Annotated in this window: 21 protein-coding genes; 4 read left to right on the forward strand and 17 right to left on the reverse strand. The window is 46.9% G+C overall.

From position 1 onward, the window contains the following. The 3 genes from NH454_RS18390 to NH454_RS18400 all read left to right on the forward strand — a co-directional run. A partial coding sequence (locus tag NH454_RS18390) for an efflux RND transporter permease subunit (RefSeq protein ID WP_253039915.1) occupies positions 1 to 587 on the forward strand: 587 nt, incomplete at its 5' end. Beyond that, entirely contained in the window at positions 588 to 1,064 is a 477-nt protein-coding gene (locus tag NH454_RS18395) for a small multi-drug export protein (protein ID WP_028867966.1), read from the forward strand. A gap of 244 nt (positions 1,065 to 1,308) precedes the next feature. After that, a complete protein-coding gene (locus tag NH454_RS18400; RefSeq protein WP_028867965.1) occupies positions 1,309 to 2,457 on the forward strand; it encodes a GGDEF domain-containing protein in 1,149 nt (382 codons plus the stop codon). A gap of 168 nt (positions 2,458 to 2,625) precedes the next feature. On the opposite strand, the gene NH454_RS18405 is transcribed toward NH454_RS18400, so the two are convergent. The 14 genes from NH454_RS18405 to NH454_RS18470 form a co-directional block, all read right to left on the reverse strand. Then, complete coding sequence (locus tag NH454_RS18405) at positions 2,626 to 3,333, reverse strand: hypothetical protein (RefSeq protein WP_028867964.1); 708 nt, start codon at positions 3,331 to 3,333, stop codon at positions 2,626 to 2,628. A gap of 89 nt (positions 3,334 to 3,422) precedes the next feature. Beyond that, on the reverse strand, positions 3,423 to 4,490 hold the full coding sequence (locus NH454_RS18410) for a primase-helicase zinc-binding domain-containing protein (protein ID WP_028867963.1): 1,068 nt from the start codon (positions 4,488 to 4,490) through the stop codon (positions 3,423 to 3,425). Between the two features lie 90 nt (positions 4,491 to 4,580). Beyond that, positions 4,581 to 4,922: a hypothetical protein gene (locus NH454_RS18415; protein ID WP_028867962.1), complete on the reverse strand. Its 342-nt coding sequence runs from the start codon at positions 4,920 to 4,922 to the stop codon at positions 4,581 to 4,583. Continuing rightward, positions 4,922 to 5,419: a DNA repair protein RadC gene (radC, locus tag NH454_RS18420; RefSeq protein ID WP_000797298.1), complete on the reverse strand. Its 498-nt coding sequence runs from the start codon at positions 5,417 to 5,419 to the stop codon at positions 4,922 to 4,924. Before radC ends, NH454_RS18415 begins: the two co-directional genes overlap by 1 nt. An 83-nt stretch (positions 5,420 to 5,502) precedes the next feature. Continuing rightward, a complete protein-coding gene (locus tag NH454_RS18425; protein ID WP_253039917.1) occupies positions 5,503 to 7,158 on the reverse strand; it encodes a VWA domain-containing protein in 1,656 nt (551 codons plus the stop codon). Positions 7,159 to 7,227: 69 nt separating this feature from the next. Continuing rightward, positions 7,228 to 7,668, reverse strand: a complete 441-nt coding sequence (locus NH454_RS18430) for a hypothetical protein (protein ID WP_022609751.1) — start codon at positions 7,666 to 7,668, stop codon at positions 7,228 to 7,230. Positions 7,669 to 7,729: 61 nt separating this feature from the next. Then, complete coding sequence (locus tag NH454_RS18435; RefSeq protein ID WP_000027441.1) at positions 7,730 to 8,683, reverse strand: DUF3150 domain-containing protein; 954 nt, start codon at positions 8,681 to 8,683, stop codon at positions 7,730 to 7,732. A 98-nt stretch (positions 8,684 to 8,781) separates the two neighbouring features. Further along, positions 8,782 to 9,549, reverse strand: a complete 768-nt coding sequence (locus NH454_RS18440; protein WP_067206273.1) for a hypothetical protein — start codon at positions 9,547 to 9,549, stop codon at positions 8,782 to 8,784. After that, positions 9,549 to 10,508, reverse strand: coding sequence for an AAA family ATPase (locus tag NH454_RS18445; protein WP_067206276.1), 960 nt, complete (start codon positions 10,506 to 10,508; stop codon positions 9,549 to 9,551). The genes NH454_RS18440 and NH454_RS18445 overlap by 1 nt, the downstream gene beginning before the upstream one ends. 209 nt (positions 10,509 to 10,717) lie before the next feature. Beyond that, positions 10,718 to 11,734 (reverse strand): lambda-exonuclease family protein, encoded by a 1,017-nt coding sequence (locus tag NH454_RS18450; protein WP_067206279.1) that lies wholly within the window; start codon positions 11,732 to 11,734, stop codon positions 10,718 to 10,720. Between the two features lie 60 nt (positions 11,735 to 11,794). Continuing rightward, on the reverse strand, positions 11,795 to 11,938 hold the full coding sequence (locus tag NH454_RS18455) for a hypothetical protein (protein WP_175080739.1): 144 nt from the start codon (positions 11,936 to 11,938) through the stop codon (positions 11,795 to 11,797). A gap of 81 nt (positions 11,939 to 12,019) precedes the next feature. Further along, positions 12,020 to 12,838 carry a phage recombination protein Bet gene (bet, locus tag NH454_RS18460; RefSeq protein WP_000414662.1) on the reverse strand — a complete coding sequence of 273 codons (819 nt, stop codon included), beginning with the start codon at positions 12,836 to 12,838 and terminating at the stop codon, positions 12,020 to 12,022. Between the two features lie 79 nt (positions 12,839 to 12,917). Then, positions 12,918 to 13,337 (reverse strand): single-stranded DNA-binding protein, encoded by a 420-nt coding sequence (ssb, locus tag NH454_RS18465; protein WP_008305489.1) that lies wholly within the window; start codon positions 13,335 to 13,337, stop codon positions 12,918 to 12,920. 15 nt (positions 13,338 to 13,352) lie between these two features. Next, positions 13,353 to 13,679, reverse strand: coding sequence for a hypothetical protein (locus NH454_RS18470; RefSeq protein ID WP_022609746.1), 327 nt, complete (start codon positions 13,677 to 13,679; stop codon positions 13,353 to 13,355). 369 nt (positions 13,680 to 14,048) lie between these two features. Here NH454_RS18470 and NH454_RS18475 point away from each other — a divergent pair, with 369 nt between their 5' ends. Next, the gene (locus NH454_RS18475; protein ID WP_012368370.1) at positions 14,049 to 14,651 is read left to right on the forward strand and encodes a hypothetical protein; all 603 of its coding nucleotides are present in this window, start codon (positions 14,049 to 14,051) and stop codon (positions 14,649 to 14,651) included. Between the two features lie 90 nt (positions 14,652 to 14,741). On the opposite strand, the gene NH454_RS18480 is transcribed toward NH454_RS18475, so the two are convergent. The 3 genes from NH454_RS18480 to traN all read right to left on the reverse strand — a co-directional run bounded on the left by NH454_RS18480 (position 14,742) and on the right by traN (position 19,690). Further along, positions 14,742 to 15,404 (reverse strand): hypothetical protein, encoded by a 663-nt coding sequence (locus NH454_RS18480; protein ID WP_153644092.1) that lies wholly within the window; start codon positions 15,402 to 15,404, stop codon positions 14,742 to 14,744. A 30-nt stretch (positions 15,405 to 15,434) separates the two neighbouring features. Beyond that, positions 15,435 to 15,896 (reverse strand): hypothetical protein, encoded by a 462-nt coding sequence (locus NH454_RS18485; RefSeq protein ID WP_249335091.1) that lies wholly within the window; start codon positions 15,894 to 15,896, stop codon positions 15,435 to 15,437. A 101-nt stretch (positions 15,897 to 15,997) separates the two neighbouring features. Next, positions 15,998 to 19,690 carry a conjugal transfer protein TraN gene (gene traN / locus NH454_RS18490; protein WP_253039919.1) on the reverse strand — a complete coding sequence of 1,231 codons (3,693 nt, stop codon included), beginning with the start codon at positions 19,688 to 19,690 and terminating at the stop codon, positions 15,998 to 16,000. Between the last annotated feature and the right edge of the window lie 2 nt (positions 19,691 to 19,692).

The raw sequence follows: 19,692 nt of genomic DNA on the forward strand, positions 1-19,692 counted from the left end.
CCAACATAGCAGAAACGTTGGAGCAGGTTCGCAATACCGGCAAAGTGCAAATCGAGTTTGGCGGAGAGATTGAGGAGAGCGAGGTCACCGCAGAAGCTATTTTTGCTTTCCTACCACTTTGTGTACTTATGATGATCATTTTATTCATCCACAAGTACAACTCGTTTCGTAAGGTGGCGATCATTGTACTAAGTATACCCTTCTGTGCCATTGGGTTACTTTTAGCACTGATCATTTTCAGGCTGCCTTTCGATTTTATGGCGAATTTAGCGATATTCGCCCTGATAGGCATTATTGTGTCGAATGCGATGCTAATTATCGAACAAATTGATATCGAGAAAGACGCAGGAAAATCTGAACTTGAATCACTCAAATCAGCTTTAATGCAACGGTTTCGCCCTATTATGTTGACACAAATAACCACTATTTTAGGGCTGCTTCCTTTGCTTATCGCCAATGATCCGCTATGGCGCTCGTTTAACGTTGTGTTAATGGGCGGCCTTATTTCAGGCACCATTGCATCCTTTATCGTTGTGCCAAGCTTATATGTTTTGTTCTTCACAAAAAAAGCAGCAAGGGCAATCTAAATGAATGACTTATTACTCTATATCAGTGTCTTTGTGGGGGCGGCAATTCCGGTGCTCGAAGTTTGGATTGCCGTCCCATTGGGTGTTATTGCTGGGTTACCATGGTTTCCGTCTGCACTTGCAGGCTTTTTCGGAAATTTGCTTTCGCTGTTACCCATAATTTATGCCAGTGAAAAAGTTAAGTTATTTATGAAGCGTTGGCGAAATAAACCCGAAACTGAGCAAGCTGCCCCCGACATAATGGATCGTAAACATGTAATTATGGAAAAATTTGGTGTTCCAGGCTTGGCTTTTTTGGGGCCATTTTTGATTGGTATCCATGCCGCTGGAGCATTCGCAATTGCCATGGGGGCTAGCAGAAAGGTTGTTATGTTTTGGTTTACCTTGTCACTGCTGGTTTGTTCGTTACTATTTGGATTTTTGGCATCATTGGGGATTACCCAAGTAGGAGAAGGAAAACAGCTCCCCTTTACGTAATGGTGTCGAAACATGAGCTTTCTGGTAGTCAGACCTGTCGCTGGCTATAGTTACTTAGTAAGTTACCCATACTAATAATGGGTAACTTCACTCCTCGCCAAATTCAGGCACAGCCAAATTCAGGCACATCCCCATACCTATCTCAACTATATAGGCTAAACTGTTAGCACAGGCTAGTAAAATCTGTTAAATCAAAATGAACACACTTATCACGAACGCCCCCCTCACTGAAGTATGGATATAAATGATGTTTCATAAAAATGAGAGTACTTTGACCGCCATAATACAGTTGAGCAAGCTTGAACTTAGTAGTGATTATTTAAACAAAAAATTTAACGACTATCGGTTATATACAGCTGCGATTTTACTGACACTCATTCCTTTGGGGCTTGCCGAAGGTATTTTTGACTACAAATCACATCCTGAAATAAGAAGTGAGTTGTTTCAGCTGAGACTTTACTTTCTTCTATTAGTGATACCTGCTTGGATTATCTTAAAATCAAGCAGTTTGAAATTATCTACGGCAACAATTTTAATAACCCTAGTTTTTTCTGCGTATCTCGGCATAAAAATAATAGAGCATTCTGGCGAAGAATTAGTGACAACAGTGAGTAATGTTGCACTCTATCCCTTTTTTATCTTTTTTGTTCTCATCGGCTTCTCAATCTACATTCAGATTTTATTTCTTACTGTTGCTTTTTCCTTTGTTGTTCTATCCGAAAACCATGGCGTGCTAGATGAGCTGATACAAAACGTTTATTTCCAGATCTCAGTGCAATCGAGCGTTTCAGCTTTATTAATTATGCTTGTTTTTTCATGGAGTTATTATCATCGTTACAACCTTCAACTCGCTTTAGAGAAGTCCTCCCAAACAGATCCGTTAACTGGTGTTGCAAACCGGCGTCACTTTGATAACCAACTTAAATCAGAGACAACTCGGAGTGCTCGCTCGAGCGTTGAATGCGCTCTAATCTTACTCGATATAGACCATTTTAAACGCATCAATGATACTTTTGGTCACCCTACAGGAGATCGCGTTATTTGCGCGCTTGCAGATTTATGTGTAAACCAGTCAAGAGCTACTGACCTTGTTGCTAGGCTTGGAGGAGAAGAGTTCGCAATTATCTTACCTGATACCAATATAACTGATGCGAAAAATCTTGCAGAGAGGATTCGAAAGCACGTCGAGGATGTATACGTGACTAGTGATGCAGGAGAAATTGTAAAATGGACGATAAGTTTAGGGATATCAGCCTTGCCGGTAAATAAAAGGAGTGCCAATACTATCGAAATAGTTATGGAAATGTTTATCCATCAAGCAGATAGCGCGCTTTATGAGGCAAAGAACAAAGGGCGGAATCAAACAGTATTGTCGCAACAAAATACGCTTTAATAGCATATTCAGCTAAGATGATTGAGCAGGTGAAAAAGAGTTAACTCATTTAACATTGGCAGGGAGTATTGACCGCTTTGGATTTTAAAGCGGCCATTAAGGTTTGCAAATGGAATTGACTGCAATTTTCACATAAGTAATATTCATAAATGCGAATACTACATTAACTCACTTTACTGCAAAAACCGTAACCAACGTCTTCATTGAGTCACTCGGAATCATAACAAAGTGCATTTTGCTACCAAGATGCTGCCAGAACTCGGCCTCTTGTGCATATTTTTTGGCTTTTTGGATTGCGACGCTTTCTGGTAACAGGGCTTTAGTTAGCCCCGAGCAAAGTAGCTTTGTGCACAAAGCCTTCCAAGGATGCTTGGGCTCTCCATTAGAAAGCCGTTCCACAAACCGTTCCAGTGCATGACGAGTCACCACGACAGGTCCAATGTTCGGAACGTTGATGACCTCATCGATTTCTCTCACTGTAGCATTATCGACGCTGTATTCTTCGAAGGAATGTGAGAGCCAATCGTCCTGCTTCTCTACCGAGATCTGTGCTTCCTGGTATCGAGTGAGTAAAAACCTAGTCAGGCTGTAAAGTGAATGCTGAGTTGAGCGTTGTTTCTGTAACTTTTTGATAGCTCCTTTACTGACTCGGATTTGAAGCCCATTGCCGCTTCGGTTACTCCCCATCACCTCTTTCACTGACAGTAGGTGATGAATCGCATAGAGCTCAGCTGCAATTGGCTTTTGCTGCTCAGCTAGCTTGTCGTATTGCTCACCTAAATCGACCTTTAGTTCACCTCCTCTTCGAAGGCCGGTCTTCCAGTAAACCGTAAACTCACCATCAATCTGCTTTGTTAACAGGGTTAATACCATCATGTTTGTTTCTCCTATTGGTTATCTATTTTTCATTCTCCATGTTTTTTCAAATATGCAAGGCGCAAAAAAAGGGACCGAAGCCCCTTGGATCAGATATGAACTTTCGGAAAGCCCATGGCACCGTAAACATTCAGCACATCATTCCAATCCCAACTTTTCACGCCGAGTGACGTTGGTATCGGGGGGATCAGGACTTGTGTCAGAATGCCTTTTTGCCAGGCTTTTTTCTTGAGTTCATTCGCTGCATTCAGGCCGGTCTCAGAGAGATCGTGATCTGCCCAGATGTACAGCATTTTCACATTACTTGGCGGTTCAAACCTAGCCAGTAGGGTTGCGTTCACAACCGACCAACATGTTTGCCCCGTAGCTCTGGTAACCGCTAAAGCTGTTTCGATACCTTCAGACACACCTAATACCTCACCAGGCTCACCTATAGGAATGGCACCACCAGTGATTGTTCTGTCACTGGGTATCGGCATCATCTTTTTAGGCTTTTCAACCGGCGCTTTGAATCCATCTTCACTTAGGTAGATCCGATGAAACGTAGCCGAACGCCCTTGTCGAGTAACGATTTTACCTAGCAGCGCTGGGTAGCTATCGATAAACAGGCCATCTTCATCATGGTAAGGCAAGTTAGGATGAAACCTCAGCACCGAATCCCATTCAGGACGAAGCCGCGCAACAATGCCACGACGATGCAAGTAGTTCCAAACCGGTTGCGCACGAGTATCTACAAGGGATAACGTTTCTCCCCAGGTTTGATTCAAGCGATGGATAATCGCTTTGTCCTCGTCCTGCTTTTTAGTCTTCCAGTCAACCGCGTTACTCGGTACTGCCCGAGTTGGTACTTGTCCGGGTTGAATACCTAGAACTTGGCCGATTGCTTCAATAGACTGAGCAAAGTTCCATCCATTAATCCAAGACAACAGTTCAAAGCCATCATGAAAGATACCGCAGGTATTACAAACGCCACCACCGGTATATTCAGCATCTTTGAACAGCCTAAAGCCATCACGACCGCCATGAACAGGGCAAGCCACATGACGGCCTTTTCGAGCAATAGCGGCATCAAGTTCTGGCACCAATGCCGCCAAGACTTGAAGCCATTGGCCATTGAGATATGGCCTTACTGTGTCAATTTGTAAAGGTAACGCCATATAACCTCCTTAAGTAAAATGCCGACTCCTACCACAGGAGGTAAAAGTCAGCTTAGGTCCTGCATTAGCCGTTCGGTTAATGCAGGAGCGTTAGTCAAGCCGGATACCATGTCGTCTTAATAGCCACATGATGGAATCACGAAGCACATCAGGATCGACAACCGCAGCCATTGCGCAAACACGAAAGCAAAATGGCGCTAATTCGTCATTTTGAATCCACGACAACACATCCTTGCGCAACCGAGTACTGACACGACCGTCCAGCAACACACGGATCGCATCCAATAGAATGCCTTCGCGTAACTGCCAGATTTCCGTGTCAGACCAAGTGACAGGGGCATCATCAAACTCAAATAGAAATTCAAGCTGTGCTGATGTGTGCTGATGGGACTGCTTTTGTGATGTAGGAGAATGGGCAATACGCCCATTCATTACAGATAACCGCGTTCGGCAAGCGAAACGCAGCCCTCGGATGCGACCACGACATGGTCAAGCGTTCGAATATCAACAAGTGACAAGGCGTCACGAAGTCGATGAGTGATGCGTTTATCAGCTTCACTGGGTTCAGGATCACCCGATGGATGGTTATGAACCAGTATCACTGCTGCCGCATTAAGTTCCAACGCCCGCTTTGTTACTTCCCTTGGATACACGCTCGCTGCATCTAAAGTGCCTTTGAACAGCTCTTCAAATCGAATGACGCGATGCTTTGTATCAAGAAACAGCACACCAAAAACCTCGTGCTCATACTCGTGCATCAGTGTTTGCAGGTATGAGAACGCCGACGATGGCTGTTCAATTTTGCGACCTTTACTCAATCGACCACGGGCAAGCTTAAGCGCCATATCTAAGATATCCGCTTCGGTCACTTGCTCAGGAACGATATAAGTACCGGCTTCTTCGCCAGCTAAGAACTTTCTGTTTTTCATAGGAGTCTCCAAAAAAAAGCGGAGACGAACCCATGCCCTGACGGGGACGGAATCGTCCCCGCAGGGTGGTAAAGTTGATGTGGTTACTGAACTAACAGTTGTTGTGTTACTTCGAATAACTCACGCTTCAGATCTTTGACGTCGTTAATCACGATGCTTTGAGGAAAGAATTTCTCAACACTGCGTGTTTGAATCCCGATCCCCAGCAGCTCAAAGCCACTTCGTCTGCAACGGTCAACAATGTCATGTGTAGCAGCCCAGTCATCTGGGTCACCATCGGTTAGCACTATCATTAGCTTTCGCTTCTGTTTTTGTGCCAACAAACTGTTTGCCGCAAACCACATAGCTTGTGCCATAGGCGTACAACCTCGTGGTTTTTGGTCAAAACAGGCGGCCCGATGTCGAACCGATTGCTTGGGCAATAACGCGATAGATACTTCCTGATGAATACCAGGAAAATAACTGACCGCAGGTACAACACCCGGTATACCTTCCAATGCCATGGCCAAAGCCAAAGCAGCTTCATTGGCAACATGAAAGTACTTGCGATTACCTTCGCCAATGGGCTTACCCATTGAGCCCGATATATCGACAAGCAAGTGCACAGCAGCATTAGGCGCAATGCGCGGCTGCCTTTGAATAAACAATCTCGATTCACCTGCTTGTGAGGCGGCAAGACGATGGGTTGCAACTCGAAGACCGTGCCGTTTGGCATGATTCCGATTGTCCTGACTGGACTGAACCATGCCCCTAAGCCTGGCTCGAATTTGAGCGGACTCAGACGCCGATAAGGTCAAAATGGCCTCATCACCCAACATAGCTTGCTCTGCTTGGGGCAAACTGAGCGGAGTGACGCCCTGATGTCCTTCTGCTTGTTCCGACAACACTTCTGCCACTTGGGCAAAGGTATCGGGTTCAAACTGAGCGGCACTGGCCTCTAAGGCTTGTCGCAAATTGTCAGCTTGATCAGAGTTATCAGAATCACTCGTTTCACCAGCATCCCCTGTTGCAGACGAACCTGTTTCCGGGGTTTGACTGTCACTACTGCTATTGCTGTCATTACTCGCATCTTGTCCAATGTCATCACCGCCATCAACATCAGAATCATCCTGTGGTGGACGAGATTCTTCTTCCAACATGGCAACGATGGCATCGACAAGTTTCAGCACTTCACCTGTAGATGCCAGGCTAGGCACTGCTGTCAGCATGGCGCTTAACCGGCTCATCGCTGCGGCAGGAAAGAGTTGTCTCACTCTTTCATCAACAGCTTGATACAAAGGCGTCAGCGATTTCTGACCCAGAAAATGGCATCTCAAGCGGAACAACAACCATGCTTGCAAGTTAGATGCAGGCTCAAGCTGTTCAGGTACACTCATTTGCTGTGTGTCCACCATGTACTCAATCACTTGCGAAATACTGCGCCGGGTTCCGGGGTAATCCTTTGCCAATTCGTTTTCAATGCGAACGTCCTCAATGATATTGAGAAGTGCCTTACGGATCGGCTTGGACGACGCCTTCTGCACCATGTCAAAATTGGTATGCCGAATATGCGCCGCTTCATGAGCCAGATAACCCCAAGCTATCTGTTGATAGTGTGGGTCGTCTGGGTTTGCTGTTGGGATCACAATCCGCTCACCATCGGTAAACGCATCTTGTCCTTGAATAAGCACCTTCACACCAAACTTTTCGCCATAAGCGGCGGCAACGATTGGCAGTGCGTTTTTTAATGGATGATTCATGGGAGTCTCCTAATCATTAGGGGGAATACTCCCTCAGCGGGAGCGTTTCCCCGCTGGGAATGTAAGTGTTTAAACCTGTGCTTTTAGCTTATCCAGGTCGTATTTTTGACCTAACCAAGCCACCAATTGAGCTGGACTCTCGTGCTGCTCAAATGACGTTTTAAGCTGGTCTAAACTCAGGATGTCATCCAATGTCAGACCGTACTGGTCTTGTAACTGAGTAGACACCTCGTGTTGATATTGCAGCCAGGCCCGCTCAAAAGCGGTTTGCTGCAATGCCATGTTTGGAACAAACACCATGGCCGTTACCCAAACACCTTGCCCGTCCGCATCTGCGATCAATACAGGGTTCTTGGGGATCACGACACTATGTGTTGAGTACGATCGTTGTACTAACGTTCGACAACACGCCACTTCTGGTATCGATTCACTTTCAACCGCATCAGTCACACCACGAAAATGCGGTTCAAACTGGTTCAGTTGGCTGGGGTTATGGATGGTTGATTGCATAATTTCCTCTTACATAGTTCAGAGGACATGCGCCCTTAAGGGCAACATGCCCTCAAGGACGTTAGAAATAAAACGAGTTTGGTACAGTCGAACCAAGGTTTGGTCTGACGGTTGGTTGTGGTATTGCACGTAAGTTATCTGCCTGAGCAGATACTGGCTGTGCGGGTTTAGGTTCAGGTTTGGGCATCAGTTGTCTGATATCCAATTGACCTTCACCGTGCATTCTCATCTTGTCTGGATCAGACAAAATTAAAATGGTCGCCATCAGTTCGTGATAGAGATTGTCTGTCACAGGGCCGGTCTTCGGCAGACGAACAAATAAATTGTCCATCGCTTCAACCATCGGCTGAACTCGATGATCCAGGAAGGACAAACCATCCAACTTGTCTCTTAATCGCTTGAGCGGATTAAGGGCTCGCTGACTGATTTGATTCTTGCCTGCAACGGAACGCTCAAACAGTTCATTGGCATCACGAGCCACCTCCCTAAAGAGGGTGTGTCCCATACCATTGACCTTGTCATCTAAGCCTCCAGCTTGTTCAGCCGGTTGCATTCGATAGATGGCATAATCGAACTGAAGCCGTTGTTCCACGTCTTCGATGGGTGACAGCGCACGCCGGATTGCATCTGCAAATTCCGGGTGTTTCGCAACCCAGTCAAACGTCACCTGATCATAGTTGTCCAAGAACAACTGCTTACACTGCGCAAACTCCTGACCGATCCGGTCAAGCTCTGGAACAATCTGATCAATTCGGTCTTCAGGGACGGCATAGCCACCTAAAAACCGCACACCGACTTGCTCACACAAGCGCTGCGCTTCTTTTTTAAGCCGTTCAAAGTTCGCCAATGCCTCTGGGTCGCAAATTTTTTTACTCCCTAAGCTGGCAACATCCTTCGGTGGAAGTTGGCTGCCATTGGCTAATCTGAAATCTTCAGGCCTTAGTTTTTTTCTACCGCTCCAGATGGAACAGTCGATGTGACAAATCAAAAGTTTGTCGAGGGTTTGAATACTCATAGTGCATCCTCATGCGAGATGGGGACGCACCACTCCCAACAGGAGCAATGGCCCCCGTTTGGGTGGTAGTAGTTGACGCGCTAATGGCAATACCACTATCAGAAATAGTAATTTTGCGAATCAGGCGACGATTGGTTGAGATCGATTTTCGCAGGCATTAAGTCCAGTGCTTCAGCAATCGGGCGAACCCGCTCTAAATCACTGCCTAGCAACCGCAATACATCTTTTTCCAACTTCAGTTGGTCGGATACTTCTATCCCTTCAGGACTCGCTACTGTGAGCGAACACAATGGTGGTAATTGACGCTTAAAGGCCAGTAACAGCAACAATGGCCACGGGCCATCATCAGTGTTAACAATGCCAGCGCCTTCACCTGACACCATGCTGATTTGATTGGTACTAGGTAATCCGCTTTTGCAAAACCCTAATGACCATTTTCCAATCCTGACCTGGTTATCATCAATAACAGCCAAGCCATAGGCTTCAAGCAGCTTTGCCATATCGAACAACGCTTTTTGCGCCAGCGAGATTTGGCCATTGACGTCCTTGCGAGTACGAAACTCCCAACTGACGTTATTGGCGCACGCGACGCTATCTAGCGCATTTGAGAGTTCAAATGGCCGCCCTTGATGATCAATGCCGACTTGTCCAACAAATCGATAACCCTTGTTGATTTTCTCATTGATTCGTCGGTCTGCTTCAGCGTTAGGATCAGTCGAGTCAATCAATCGCTGCTGCGACATTTGACCAGCTTTTCCAAACCGAACTTCAATCTCCTGGGTGTCTGATCCAACGTAAATGGCCCATTCTTTGGCTGTCCCATCAGAATGACTGTAACGGTAAAGAGCAAAGCACTTTTCCATCATCAATCCTCCCAGTGGTCACCGAAGACATCAGCGGCAATACGGTGAATAGCTTCACGTTGCTCCAACTCAGCACGAGCCGTCAAAGACCGAACCAGTGCATACTCCACTGCGTTAGGAGCACCTTTGAAAGCAAGTGTTAACTTTGCCCAGCGCACCAAGGTCCTAGTGGACATGGTGATACTAAGCTCAGCACCGCCATCCGCGCCCCCAATAAAGAGACGACGAATGTCACCAGCCACTTTCACCATTTTCTGGCGAAAGACTTCTGGCAAGCCCGGCGCAACGTTCTCCAGAATGGCTTCCTCTACAGAAGGCTCTGCATAGGTCGCTTCGATGATTCTAAAGCGATCAAGAAAAGCCAAATTCTGTTGGAGCACACCTTGATACAAGCCCGTTTGGTCACCGCTGCCCGCACTGTTGCCGGTAGCGATAAAACGAAACTTGGCATGTGGCATGATGATCTCACCGCCATTTTGTGCGATGACCAACGGGGCACCTTCCAAAATGTCATTGAGCCCAGCCAGTTCAGCAGGCTCAGCAAGATCCATTTCATTAATGATCAGCAAATGGCCATGCTTGACAGCCAGTGCCAGCGGCCCATACACAAAGGTCATGTTGCCATTAACCAGTGTGTGGTGACCGATAAGATCGGACAACTCCAATCGACCGTGCGCAGTAATTTGCTGAACAGGCCAATTCAATCGAGAAGCAACTTGGCAAATTAGCGAGGTCTTACCGCATCCCGTGGGGCCTGTAATATACAAACCGTCACCGTCTGGGTGAGACAAGAACGCCAATACGTCACGTAAGTCTTCTTTTCTAAAAACATACTCGTCCTTGCGAACGGGAATGTTTGGATGGGTAGTGTCGGCACCATATCCTTCCAGAACGAAAGCATCAGGAGCCGGGACATTAAACGCTTGATTCACTTGAACCAAAAATGGGGATTGTTCTGTCATGGTAAACCTCATTAGTTTTAACGAGGCCCCATGCCCCAACAGGGAATGAAGTCCCCGTCGGGTGGTGTGTTGATTGTGGTATGGCTGTGTATGTAAGAGTTCAGCTCGCTCTATCATTCGTACCCAGCATTGGCTACGAGTGAAACTGCTTTCTGATGCACTCGATGTAAGCGCATGAGAAAGGAGCCGAAATCGGCTCCAAGTGAACGTTAAAAGTAAAATGAGCTCGGCGAGTCACCTGGCAGAACCAAGTTATCTTGCTCAAGACTGATTTTGATTGGTGTTTCAACGGGCTGCTCTGGCTTATTGGTGCTAATGCGCAACCGCTCTTGTGGCGCTTTTCGGTAAGCGGCTAAAACCTGTTCATCCAGCTCGCCTAACTTATCGGTGGCCAATTGCTTATAGTCCACCGTGCCCGCCATCATGTAGCGGCTGAGTTTGACCCCAGCATAGTCGGCATGAGCGTAGTTACCCATCATGGCGACCAATTTTGACTGGGCGTCTCGCATTTCCTCTTTCAAAGATTTAATGTGATTTTCCAGTCGGACCACTTCGGCATGTGCTGAGCAATACTGTCGAGACAGCGATGTCCAACGGTATTGGGCTTCACCCTTGGGAACAAAACAATCTTGCTCAGGGCATTTTGACGGCTCTTTTTTGGTCTGTACTAACTCCCAAAACTGAAGCGCTGTTTCTTGCAACTCAGTTAAGAACGCCGCGTCTCGCTGTATTTCAAACTCAATCAGTTGATCCTCAAAATAGAAAACCAACCAACCTCGCGTGCTATTGGCGACCAGTATTTGATGCTGTACTTGCACCCAATACAACTGGTACGCCTCGCTTTGTTCTCGGTGAGCTTGCACATCCTCAAAAACTGACTGGCAAGGACATTTCAGTTCAACGGGTTCGCCCGCATCGTTGATGCCATCAAAGCTGGCTCGAAAGATTGCGTTATGATCGGCTTCTGCACATAACGGCAGAAGAAAGTCATTATGCGCATTCTCAAATGCTCGCCTTGCTTGAGGCTCCAACCTTATACCACGAAGCACATTTGGATTATTCGACAGGTCTTCCGGTAATACGAATCCGGTTTTTTCTGCCCATAATCGCCAAGGTGTTTTGTAGGGTGAACGCCCCATAATAATTGGGGCTTCAGATGCCGTAACCCCTGCAATGCGCCACTGGTGCCATGCAGGAGTACGTTGTGATAGGTCGATAACCTTCATATTGCCTCCTTTGAGGGGAGACTCCCCCGAAGGAGAGAACTCCCCTTCAGGGTTAAGTGGTTACTTTGCAGCTTGTGCTATCGCTGTTTGGTGCTGAACAACACTTGCTTGAACCGAATCAATTGCCGATTTACCGGCTTGAATCGAACCTACGACAAGGGCAACAACCAATACCAAGCGAAAAAGTGAGGCTGATTTAGTCATGGAAGATCTCCAAAAAAAGACGAGACCTTCCCCCTGACGGGAGAATAATCCCGACAGGGTTAGTAGAATGAATGCGTGGCGCTAAGAAGCTAAAGGCTGTGTGAGCGCTTTGGCTGCTTGTTGCTGTGCATTAAATATTTCTTGTTTCGCAAACGTCAGTTCAACACCTTGAAAATGTTCATTGGCATATTCCAATGCACTATTCCAAGCATTTGAAGCTTCCGCCCGCTCGATAAGCTTGTAAACAAGCCCTCGGGTTCGATCATCAACTTGCTCGGGTGGAATCACAGATGGCTCAACAACATGTGTTGCTTGGCCTTCGATAATTCGCTCCGCTTCGTCTTGATCGAAAATTCCCACAAAGCCAAACGCAATGCGGGAACACTGGATCATGGATTTATGTCTTAGCATTCGCTTAGTGTGCGTCTGCCATGGACCATCTACACGGTAAGGGCCATTTTTGCCGTTACCTTCAAAAGGCGGTCGATAGACTTCATCCAGGTATTCAGTGATTTTGACTGGGTGCGAACGGTCGCGCCGGTAGATGATGCATTCCATCCATTCCGGGCATTCTTTCGCGCCATCCAGTGAGACTTTGTTTTCTGAAGTCTTAAACTCCATGCCATCAAACTGGTCGTGTTGATTGATGATGCGAGACCATCCATCGACACCTACCACTGGAATAATCCCAGCTTGTTTATCAGGGAACGCAAAAATCTCTTTGGTGAAAGGGTTCAAGCCGTACTGATCTGCAACCACCAAGAGCGCCATCATCTGCTCATTGGTAGGTGCACTACCGTCACGTTGCTTGAATGCTGTTGCTTTTAGGGTATCGAACAGTTTGTTTGGATCGACACTAAAGCGCTCAGCAAAGCGTTGGATTAGCTTTGGTTTTTCCATTGTGGACTCCGACAATCAAAGTGGGAGTCTGCCCCTGACGGGAAAGTACTCCCGGCTGGGTTAAAGCATTTTTGCTCGGTTAAAAATCTGGTTCAGGATAAGTTTGTGCCCAATTAGTTTGGGAGCTCGCATCATCCGCCGGTGATGGCTCAGATGCTTTATTCACACTATCAAGAAGCAGAAACTCGTCCGCGTCCACTTCGGTCAATCGATGCTTAATGCCATCTTTCTCCCATGAGCGCGTGCGCTGGGGCCCTTGAACAAAAAGCTTCGCTCCTTTTTGGATCAAATCTTTTGCCCTTAGCCCTAACTTAAATCCACCACGATCTCGAAAAACAACCCGATGCCATTCCGTATGCTCTTTGAGCTCATTGGATTGACGGTCGCGCCATTTCTCAGAAGTGGCCAGCGAAATGCTGGTCACCAAATCACCTGATGGATAGGCTCGCGTCTCTGGCTCAGAGCCAACGTAGCCTATGAGTGTTACTTGGTTTTTCATGATGTTCTCCTCGTCTTAATTGAACTCTGTGCAAACAATCGTTTCTGCCCGGCTGGGCAAAGAAGACTGACGACGCAGATAGGTTGGTATTTCGAGTAAAGCCATGTCGTACTGATGTGGCTCTTTGTAAAACGCAGATGTCAAACGGGGCATACCAGGAGCTTTAGGCACTGCCATTGGACGACGTTTTGGTGTTGGTGTGAGCAATCGCTTGATTTGAGTAAGTACAAATCGAAACGGGCGCACGCTTTGACGAGCAAACAATCGCAAAAGCGACCAGCTCAGTTTTGCAAGCAACATAATGCCTGCGATTTGGATAATAAATCCGAAGATATATTCCATTGGTGACTCCTTATGTTGGTTTTGAAGGAGTCACCCCCAACTGGGGAAAACTCCCCCAGTTGGGTGGTGAAAGGGCGAACCGCAAGGAACGCATGGTTGAGCATGTAAAAACATGCAGGCTATTTGTTTAAGGAGGCTAGCTACCTCTTAGTACCACTGAGAAAACTCAGCGGCGGGCTTCCTTTGAGCTCATGCTCTCAGGCGCAGATATCACTGAAACAGATCAGCAATATTTGATAGTCAGTGTAACCGTCTTATCCAGACAGGATAGTTAGAAAGATGCTCAATTCTTCCACCTAGCTGAAAGGCCATTACCGCACAGAGGATTAGGCTAGGGACTGATTATTGTCATATCAGGAGCAAAATCTTATGGCCCAAGCAAAACCCAATTACTCAAAACCCATCTTTGAACAATCATTCACAATTAACAGCTTACAGGCGCAACGTGTCGTTGACCGTGTTTTTAGACGGACGGTCAGTGCGCTTTACGGAATCGATGTCATCCTGCGCATCATTGGCGATGAGAACGAAATTGATGAAGTGGAACAGATCATTAGCCAGTTGATCGAGGATTGCGCTAAGGCGGTAGACAGCGAACAAGCTCGTTTGGACAAACTAATGGAGTCCAACGGCATCGATGAAGTACCTGACTACACCGACCCAATTACCTTCAACGCCAAAATAAGCTCGCCCCAAGTTGGCCAGTTTGTTGGCTTAGTTCGCAAACTCGATGCGTTGATGATCTCAATGGACACACTCTGGTTATCTAGCGTGCTTAGCAACAAGCAACGTGTTGATGGTAACTACGCATGGCAACAGCGCATCATCAAACTGGCTCGACGCATTATTGATATCGAAATTCGAGCACGAAAATCAGCTCAAGCCAAGGGTAAAGAAGCAGAGGTTGAACAAGCGGTGCCTTTAACCGATGACGATATCACTGAAGAGGAAACAGATACCCCCGCCAACTAGCGAACGGCTCCCATCACACAGCCCCTCTTGAAGGGGCTTTTTCAAGATACGACGCAAGGCTTGCGCTGCATATAACTATTCAAGCATTGGTTATATATGATTTTTGTAAGCGTGGTAGTTATCCAGTACCTGATGATAAAGCATTGCCGACTTTTTTCTTGCGGCAGGATGGAAGGCATTGATGAAGACAACCCCGTCATTAACATGCACTCGTTCGCTAACTTTTTTAAGCTCAGGGAATACGTAACGTTTAACTTGATTATATGTGCCGCAAAGTACAACAATGTCAGGGTTAATCAACTCAATTTGCCTTCTAACAAAAGGGGCAAATTCTCTTGCATGGGCGTCAAACGATTTTTGGTCGGTTCGCGCACTTCCCGAGGTTTTCCTTATGTTTATGTATGCAATACTCTTAACGGCAATTTTTTCATTTAATTTGGCATCTCTCAGGGACGGCACAACCCCATCATATTTTTGAAGTCCGTAAGCCCAACGCCCCACCCGACGAAGAACCTTTCCTCGCCACCATCCACTTGCCTTCACCTCAATAGCTCTATTAATAGCGTTGACAATATTTTGCTTTGCTTCATTTGTTTCCTTTAAAACAAACAAAACTTTTTTACCACAACTATCCCAGTCCTCAGTTGAAATCACTCCATCGTAGTTGAAATACCAATCCTTCGGGAATGCCTCTGACCATGCAACCATTAACTTATCAAGACAGTCTATTTCTGAAACATATTTATCATCCATAGGAAAACTCAGGCTGGTTCTTATAAAACATCATTTGGATAGATGGGTAGTTCCATTAGGTAGCCATTCAATATTTAAAGTGCCACCACCAAAACGCACAATCCCTTCCTTTTTCGGCAGCTCGTTACATTGACCTCGGTATTCTATGAAATTATCCAGAAGTTCAAGCAAGTGTAATTTGAAGCCTGATTCGGTGACCTGATCAAAAATGCCATCTTCAAGAGTCCAAGATGTTCCGCTTAGGCGGTCTTCGTCATCTTCCGCACGAAACACCACCTCACCCGACACCTTCACAATGTCAGGGTGTTGTTTTGAAAGCATAGACAAACGAGTAGCTTCAAAGTTTTGATCGAAATTAGGCATTATTAATTTTCCTTTTATCATAAATTTTATATGTGCCAGACTATCAGCTTTTCCTTTTTGCAGCAGCCTCCTAAGGCTGAAAATGGTAAAAAATAAGAGCAAATTGCGCACACGCTGAACAGAAAGCATAAGAGGCCCAAAGTGCCAAATTGGTTACCTTAAGGCGCATTTTGCTCATTAAAGTAACCAATATGGAACATTATTGGCGCAGCTTTTTTATAAGGACGAGCTCAATTATTCCCCGAAATTTCTTCCGTTGCCTCCTGGCGTAATTTCTGGGCATCCATTCCGTTTAGCCGGTCAATGGCTCTGTCTGCGGCACTCTGACGATTTCCATCAACGTTTAGCGTACTTCCTGAGCCAGTGAGTCTTTCCAAATCCAGTGACGGTATTTCTGGTAGGTTGCCTGTTATTGACAAGATACCTATCCATTCATCCAGATTGACTTGAGTCCAATCTACCCGGTTTAACTGACTCGCGGTCAAACCTTCACAGTTTGGTGACTTGGCACTGCCCCAGCCAAGTCCCAATTGCGGACGAACTTGTTCTTGAATGATCCGTGAAAGCGGCGAAGTAAAGCAACAATATGATTGTCGTTTCTCAACACAGGCACCTAAGAACTTAGACTTGCAGTAAGAACCTACATAGTGGCAACTCTTCAATACCCGCTTGGCATTCATTTCAAACTCACTCTGCTCACATTTCCAGATAAGCTGAATGAGGATCATGGTGACTGAATAAATCATGTAGGCCGTCATAACCGTACTCAGAACCGCGCCCGCAGCGCCACCCAGCGCAAAGTTGCCGCCCGAAACGACACCATCGGCTCCAACCGCGCCACCAACGTTGCTAAACAGTGCCGATTGCGCCCCCGAACCAAAGGTCGTACCTACCCATTCAGCCGTTTTGTTGGTCAACACCTGCATGAAGCCAGTCGCAGCTTGCTCCGCTCCCGCGCCAGCAGCCGTTGATGGCCCAGCTCCCATGAGAGAGTCCCATGCTGACACAAAAGGCTCTTTGACCGCACTCCAGGTACTGGTGATTGGTTCCCTGAGCGTATTCCACGAACCATAGATTGCCGAAGACGGATTCATGGCCATGACTGCCGTATCAAGCTTGTTGACCGCTACTATCATCGTGATGTAATCCGATAACGACACGCCACTTGGCTTTTCACAGCAATCGACTATGCCGCCAACGGCTTTTTTGCACTGGCCAGCATTACCTTTAAAGACCGTACACTCGACGTTCTCTTGGCCATCAGCGCCCCTGCATGACATATCATTAGTCATAAACTGCGCCGCATTAAGCATCGCAGCGGCCTCTGCAAAGTTAGCCCGCTTGATTGACTCTGGCTCTAAACAATCTGTGCCCATACAGCGAACTGACCCCTCACAGTTGTATTGAGTTTCCATTCGTGCATTTTGCACTTCGACGCTTTGTCCGCAGTCATACACCAAACTTTGGATATAGCAGAAGCCTTCATGACCAGCCCCGCCTTCAGTGCATTCGGTTCTGACGTACTGGCAGGCCGGGTTTTGCTCTAGCGCGGCACACGTATTGGTGGTTGTGTTTTGTCCGTTATTGACGATGGTTTGTGTATTACCATTGGCATCTACCCAGCTATCTGAGCTGCCCATGTTGAACTCTGGATGAGCAGTCGAAGCATTGTAGGTCGCTCTTGCCCTCCAGCATGAGAGCCCCAGTCCATCAGAACTGCCGCGACTGGTTAAATGAGCAGGAGACGAAACAACCGCCGGATAAAGGCTTCCAAGCTTAGCCAACTCGCCACTACCAACCGTTAACCCGTCGATTCGTTTTGTGCCCGTATCCAAACACTGCCACTGCACCGCAGTAAACTGATCAGTTTGCATCAAGCATTGGTCTACGCCCAGATCACTTGATTGATGAACAACGTCTTGCTCTAAGTATTTGCCAGAGAAGGCCAATGAAGCGCTCAGTTTCGCAGGAGCCAAACACTTCTGAACTTCTCGGCTGCAAGTATCTAAATCGACTTTGTTCCAGCCAGACTCACATCTGGAACGAGTGACTTCCTGAGGTTCATGCCACGAAATAATCGACCCATTAACGACCTTACACAATGAACCAACTAAGGTTCCTTTTGGACAGGTCATTTCAGGGTATTTAATGGACGGTTTCGTCTCAGTCACCGTTTCCTTATTGCCCGTCAGTGAGAGTGTCGTTTTCCAGCCATTTGCCTTAGTTGGCGACTCGGTGATTTCTATCTCAGTATTTTGATTATCAAAAACTCTCAGCGTCGCGTTTCCAGTTTGCATGGTACTGCTGCGCTGTGGAACAAAACTGAGCGTTTCGGAGCTAAAGCAACCACGCTCAATGGACCAACTTTGTTGATGGGTTTGGGCGGATATACGTCGTTCTAACTGACACTGAGTAAGCGTGCTGATCTTCTCGCACACCTGGTAATCCGGTACATGCTTGGTTTCAGTAAATGGCGTAATCGTCTGAGTAGGCTCACAGGCCTCAAAACTACTCGGCATAAGATTGGATACCACGCACTTTGGATCGCTGGTTTGCAATCCACAGTCATAGGTATCGGTAAAACGAATGCATTCACCTTTATCATTGGTCTCGGCACATTCTGACGACATGAATCCACAGGAAGGATTCGCTTCAAGCGCTTGGCAGGCCTGATTTTCAATCCCCTTATAGCTTTCATCATCCACACTAACTTGTACACGCCGACACAAAGGCGATATGCCAGCCACTGGGCTTGGGGCAAAATAGGATTCACAGACTGAAACACCATTGACCACCGTACATCCGTTGGTTGAAGAAGGCTGATCCGTGCATTGAATGCTGTAGTCTGAAAACTTAGCTGGGATATCCGCTGCTTGTTCGATACAGGATTGTGGCGACCAACTATCATTCATCACCACCTTGGTTGGATCAAAGCGCACCTTGATGCGTGCATACCCCTCACCACTACCCGTAACCGATACGCGAATTTTTATCGGCACTTCTAAACCGGGCTCTACCGCTTTTAGCTTGGCAGTGAGATCGGTATTTGGATTGCGCTCCCAACTGGTACTGAGCTCGCAGCGACCTGCCGTTTCTGGTGGAAAGTTATTGTTCGGCCCAGACCAGACTTTCTGATCGCCAAGCCACACTTGCATGTAGTCATCCCATTTGGCGTACTCAAGAACGGCTGAGGTAATCGCATCAGGGTTCACGACTTTGAGTGTGATGACCTGTTCAAACACTTTACAACTGCCACTCCAGTAGTTGTCACCAATACGTCCTATCCAAACTTCAAGACACCCCTCACCACAAGAGCGAAGGTTCATCGGTCCTGAAACATGCTCAATAATGCCTGCCGTGTAATCGTGAGTAATAGTGCAGCTTTTAACCGCTGTATTGAGCCTGTCACATTGCTGGTAGTTTGGGCTGCCTTCACCTTGAGACTCACAGCCTGGGAAGCTTTGCGTTAATAGATTTGGGTCAGTTTGAACCGCATCAGTTAATGCCCAAAGCGGATCATTGACCATATCTGGCCGAGACCTGTCTTTGATTTGCTGTAGCGAACGAAACGCCTCACCCGTAGCGCCACTTTCGGATGCCATGCTCTCTTGGCGCTGTGTCCCCATTTGATTCATGCTGGCATCAGAGCCATAAACGCCCGTTAAGACATCCAATGAGCCCTGATCCATACCAGGGAAAAGCTCTTGCAAGTTAATGGACTCATTACCACTGCCATTCGGCACCGACAATGTATTGCCATTGAGTGCGGGCATCGTCCAGCTTTGCAGCAATTGCTTACCTTCTTGTTGTCCGCTTAGGCCGGATTGGCGCTGCACATCAGCGGCCACACCATGTAAGGGCAGGCACGCCATAGTGATTGATAAAATACCCGCTAAAACTCGGGTAAAAAGTGTTGGTTTCATGG

The sequence above is a fragment of the Pseudoalteromonas sp. Ps84H-4 genome, assembly GCF_024124645.1.
GTDB classification, from domain to species: domain Bacteria; phylum Pseudomonadota; class Gammaproteobacteria; order Enterobacterales; family Alteromonadaceae; genus Pseudoalteromonas; species Pseudoalteromonas lipolytica_C.

What these genes read in the sequence shown, in the direction of transcription:
- NH454_RS18395 (WP_028867966.1), top strand. Translation starts at nt 588, where the DNA reads ATGAATGACTTATTACTCTATATCAGTGTCTTTGTGGGGGCGGCAATT.
- NH454_RS18450 (WP_067206279.1), bottom strand. Translation starts at nt 11,734, where the DNA reads ATGAAGGTTATCGACCTATCACAACGTACTCCTGCATGGCACCAGTGG.
- NH454_RS18435 (WP_000027441.1), bottom strand. Translation starts at nt 8,683, where the DNA reads ATGAGTATTCAAACCCTCGACAAACTTTTGATTTGTCACATCGACTGT.
- NH454_RS18445 (WP_067206276.1), bottom strand. Translation starts at nt 10,508, where the DNA reads ATGACAGAACAATCCCCATTTTTGGTTCAAGTGAATCAAGCGTTTAAT.
- NH454_RS18480 (WP_153644092.1), bottom strand. Translation starts at nt 15,404, where the DNA reads ATGGATGATAAATATGTTTCAGAAATAGACTGTCTTGATAAGTTAATG.
- NH454_RS18400 (WP_028867965.1), top strand. Translation starts at nt 1,309, where the DNA reads ATGATGTTTCATAAAAATGAGAGTACTTTGACCGCCATAATACAGTTG.
- bet (WP_000414662.1), bottom strand. Translation starts at nt 12,838, where the DNA reads ATGGAAAAACCAAAGCTAATCCAACGCTTTGCTGAGCGCTTTAGTGTC.
- NH454_RS18470 (WP_022609746.1), bottom strand. Translation starts at nt 13,679, where the DNA reads ATGGAATATATCTTCGGATTTATTATCCAAATCGCAGGCATTATGTTG.
- NH454_RS18455 (WP_175080739.1), bottom strand. Translation starts at nt 11,938, where the DNA reads ATGACTAAATCAGCCTCACTTTTTCGCTTGGTATTGGTTGTTGCCCTT.
- NH454_RS18430 (WP_022609751.1), bottom strand. Translation starts at nt 7,668, where the DNA reads ATGCAATCAACCATCCATAACCCCAGCCAACTGAACCAGTTTGAACCG.
- NH454_RS18415 (WP_028867962.1), bottom strand. Translation starts at nt 4,922, where the DNA reads ATGAATGGGCGTATTGCCCATTCTCCTACATCACAAAAGCAGTCCCAT.
- NH454_RS18485 (WP_249335091.1), bottom strand. Translation starts at nt 15,896, where the DNA reads ATGCTTTCTGTTCAGCGTGTGCGCAATTTGCTCTTATTTTTTACCATT.
- traN (WP_253039919.1), bottom strand. Translation starts at nt 19,690, where the DNA reads ATGAAACCAACACTTTTTACCCGAGTTTTAGCGGGTATTTTATCAATC.
- NH454_RS18425 (WP_253039917.1), bottom strand. Translation starts at nt 7,158, where the DNA reads ATGAATCATCCATTAAAAAACGCACTGCCAATCGTTGCCGCCGCTTAT.
- ssb (WP_008305489.1), bottom strand. Translation starts at nt 13,337, where the DNA reads ATGAAAAACCAAGTAACACTCATAGGCTACGTTGGCTCTGAGCCAGAG.
- NH454_RS18475 (WP_012368370.1), top strand. Translation starts at nt 14,049, where the DNA reads ATGGCCCAAGCAAAACCCAATTACTCAAAACCCATCTTTGAACAATCA.
- NH454_RS18410 (WP_028867963.1), bottom strand. Translation starts at nt 4,490, where the DNA reads ATGGCGTTACCTTTACAAATTGACACAGTAAGGCCATATCTCAATGGC.
- NH454_RS18405 (WP_028867964.1), bottom strand. Translation starts at nt 3,333, where the DNA reads ATGATGGTATTAACCCTGTTAACAAAGCAGATTGATGGTGAGTTTACG.
- radC (WP_000797298.1), bottom strand. Translation starts at nt 5,419, where the DNA reads ATGAAAAACAGAAAGTTCTTAGCTGGCGAAGAAGCCGGTACTTATATC.
- NH454_RS18440 (WP_067206273.1), bottom strand. Translation starts at nt 9,549, where the DNA reads ATGATGGAAAAGTGCTTTGCTCTTTACCGTTACAGTCATTCTGATGGG.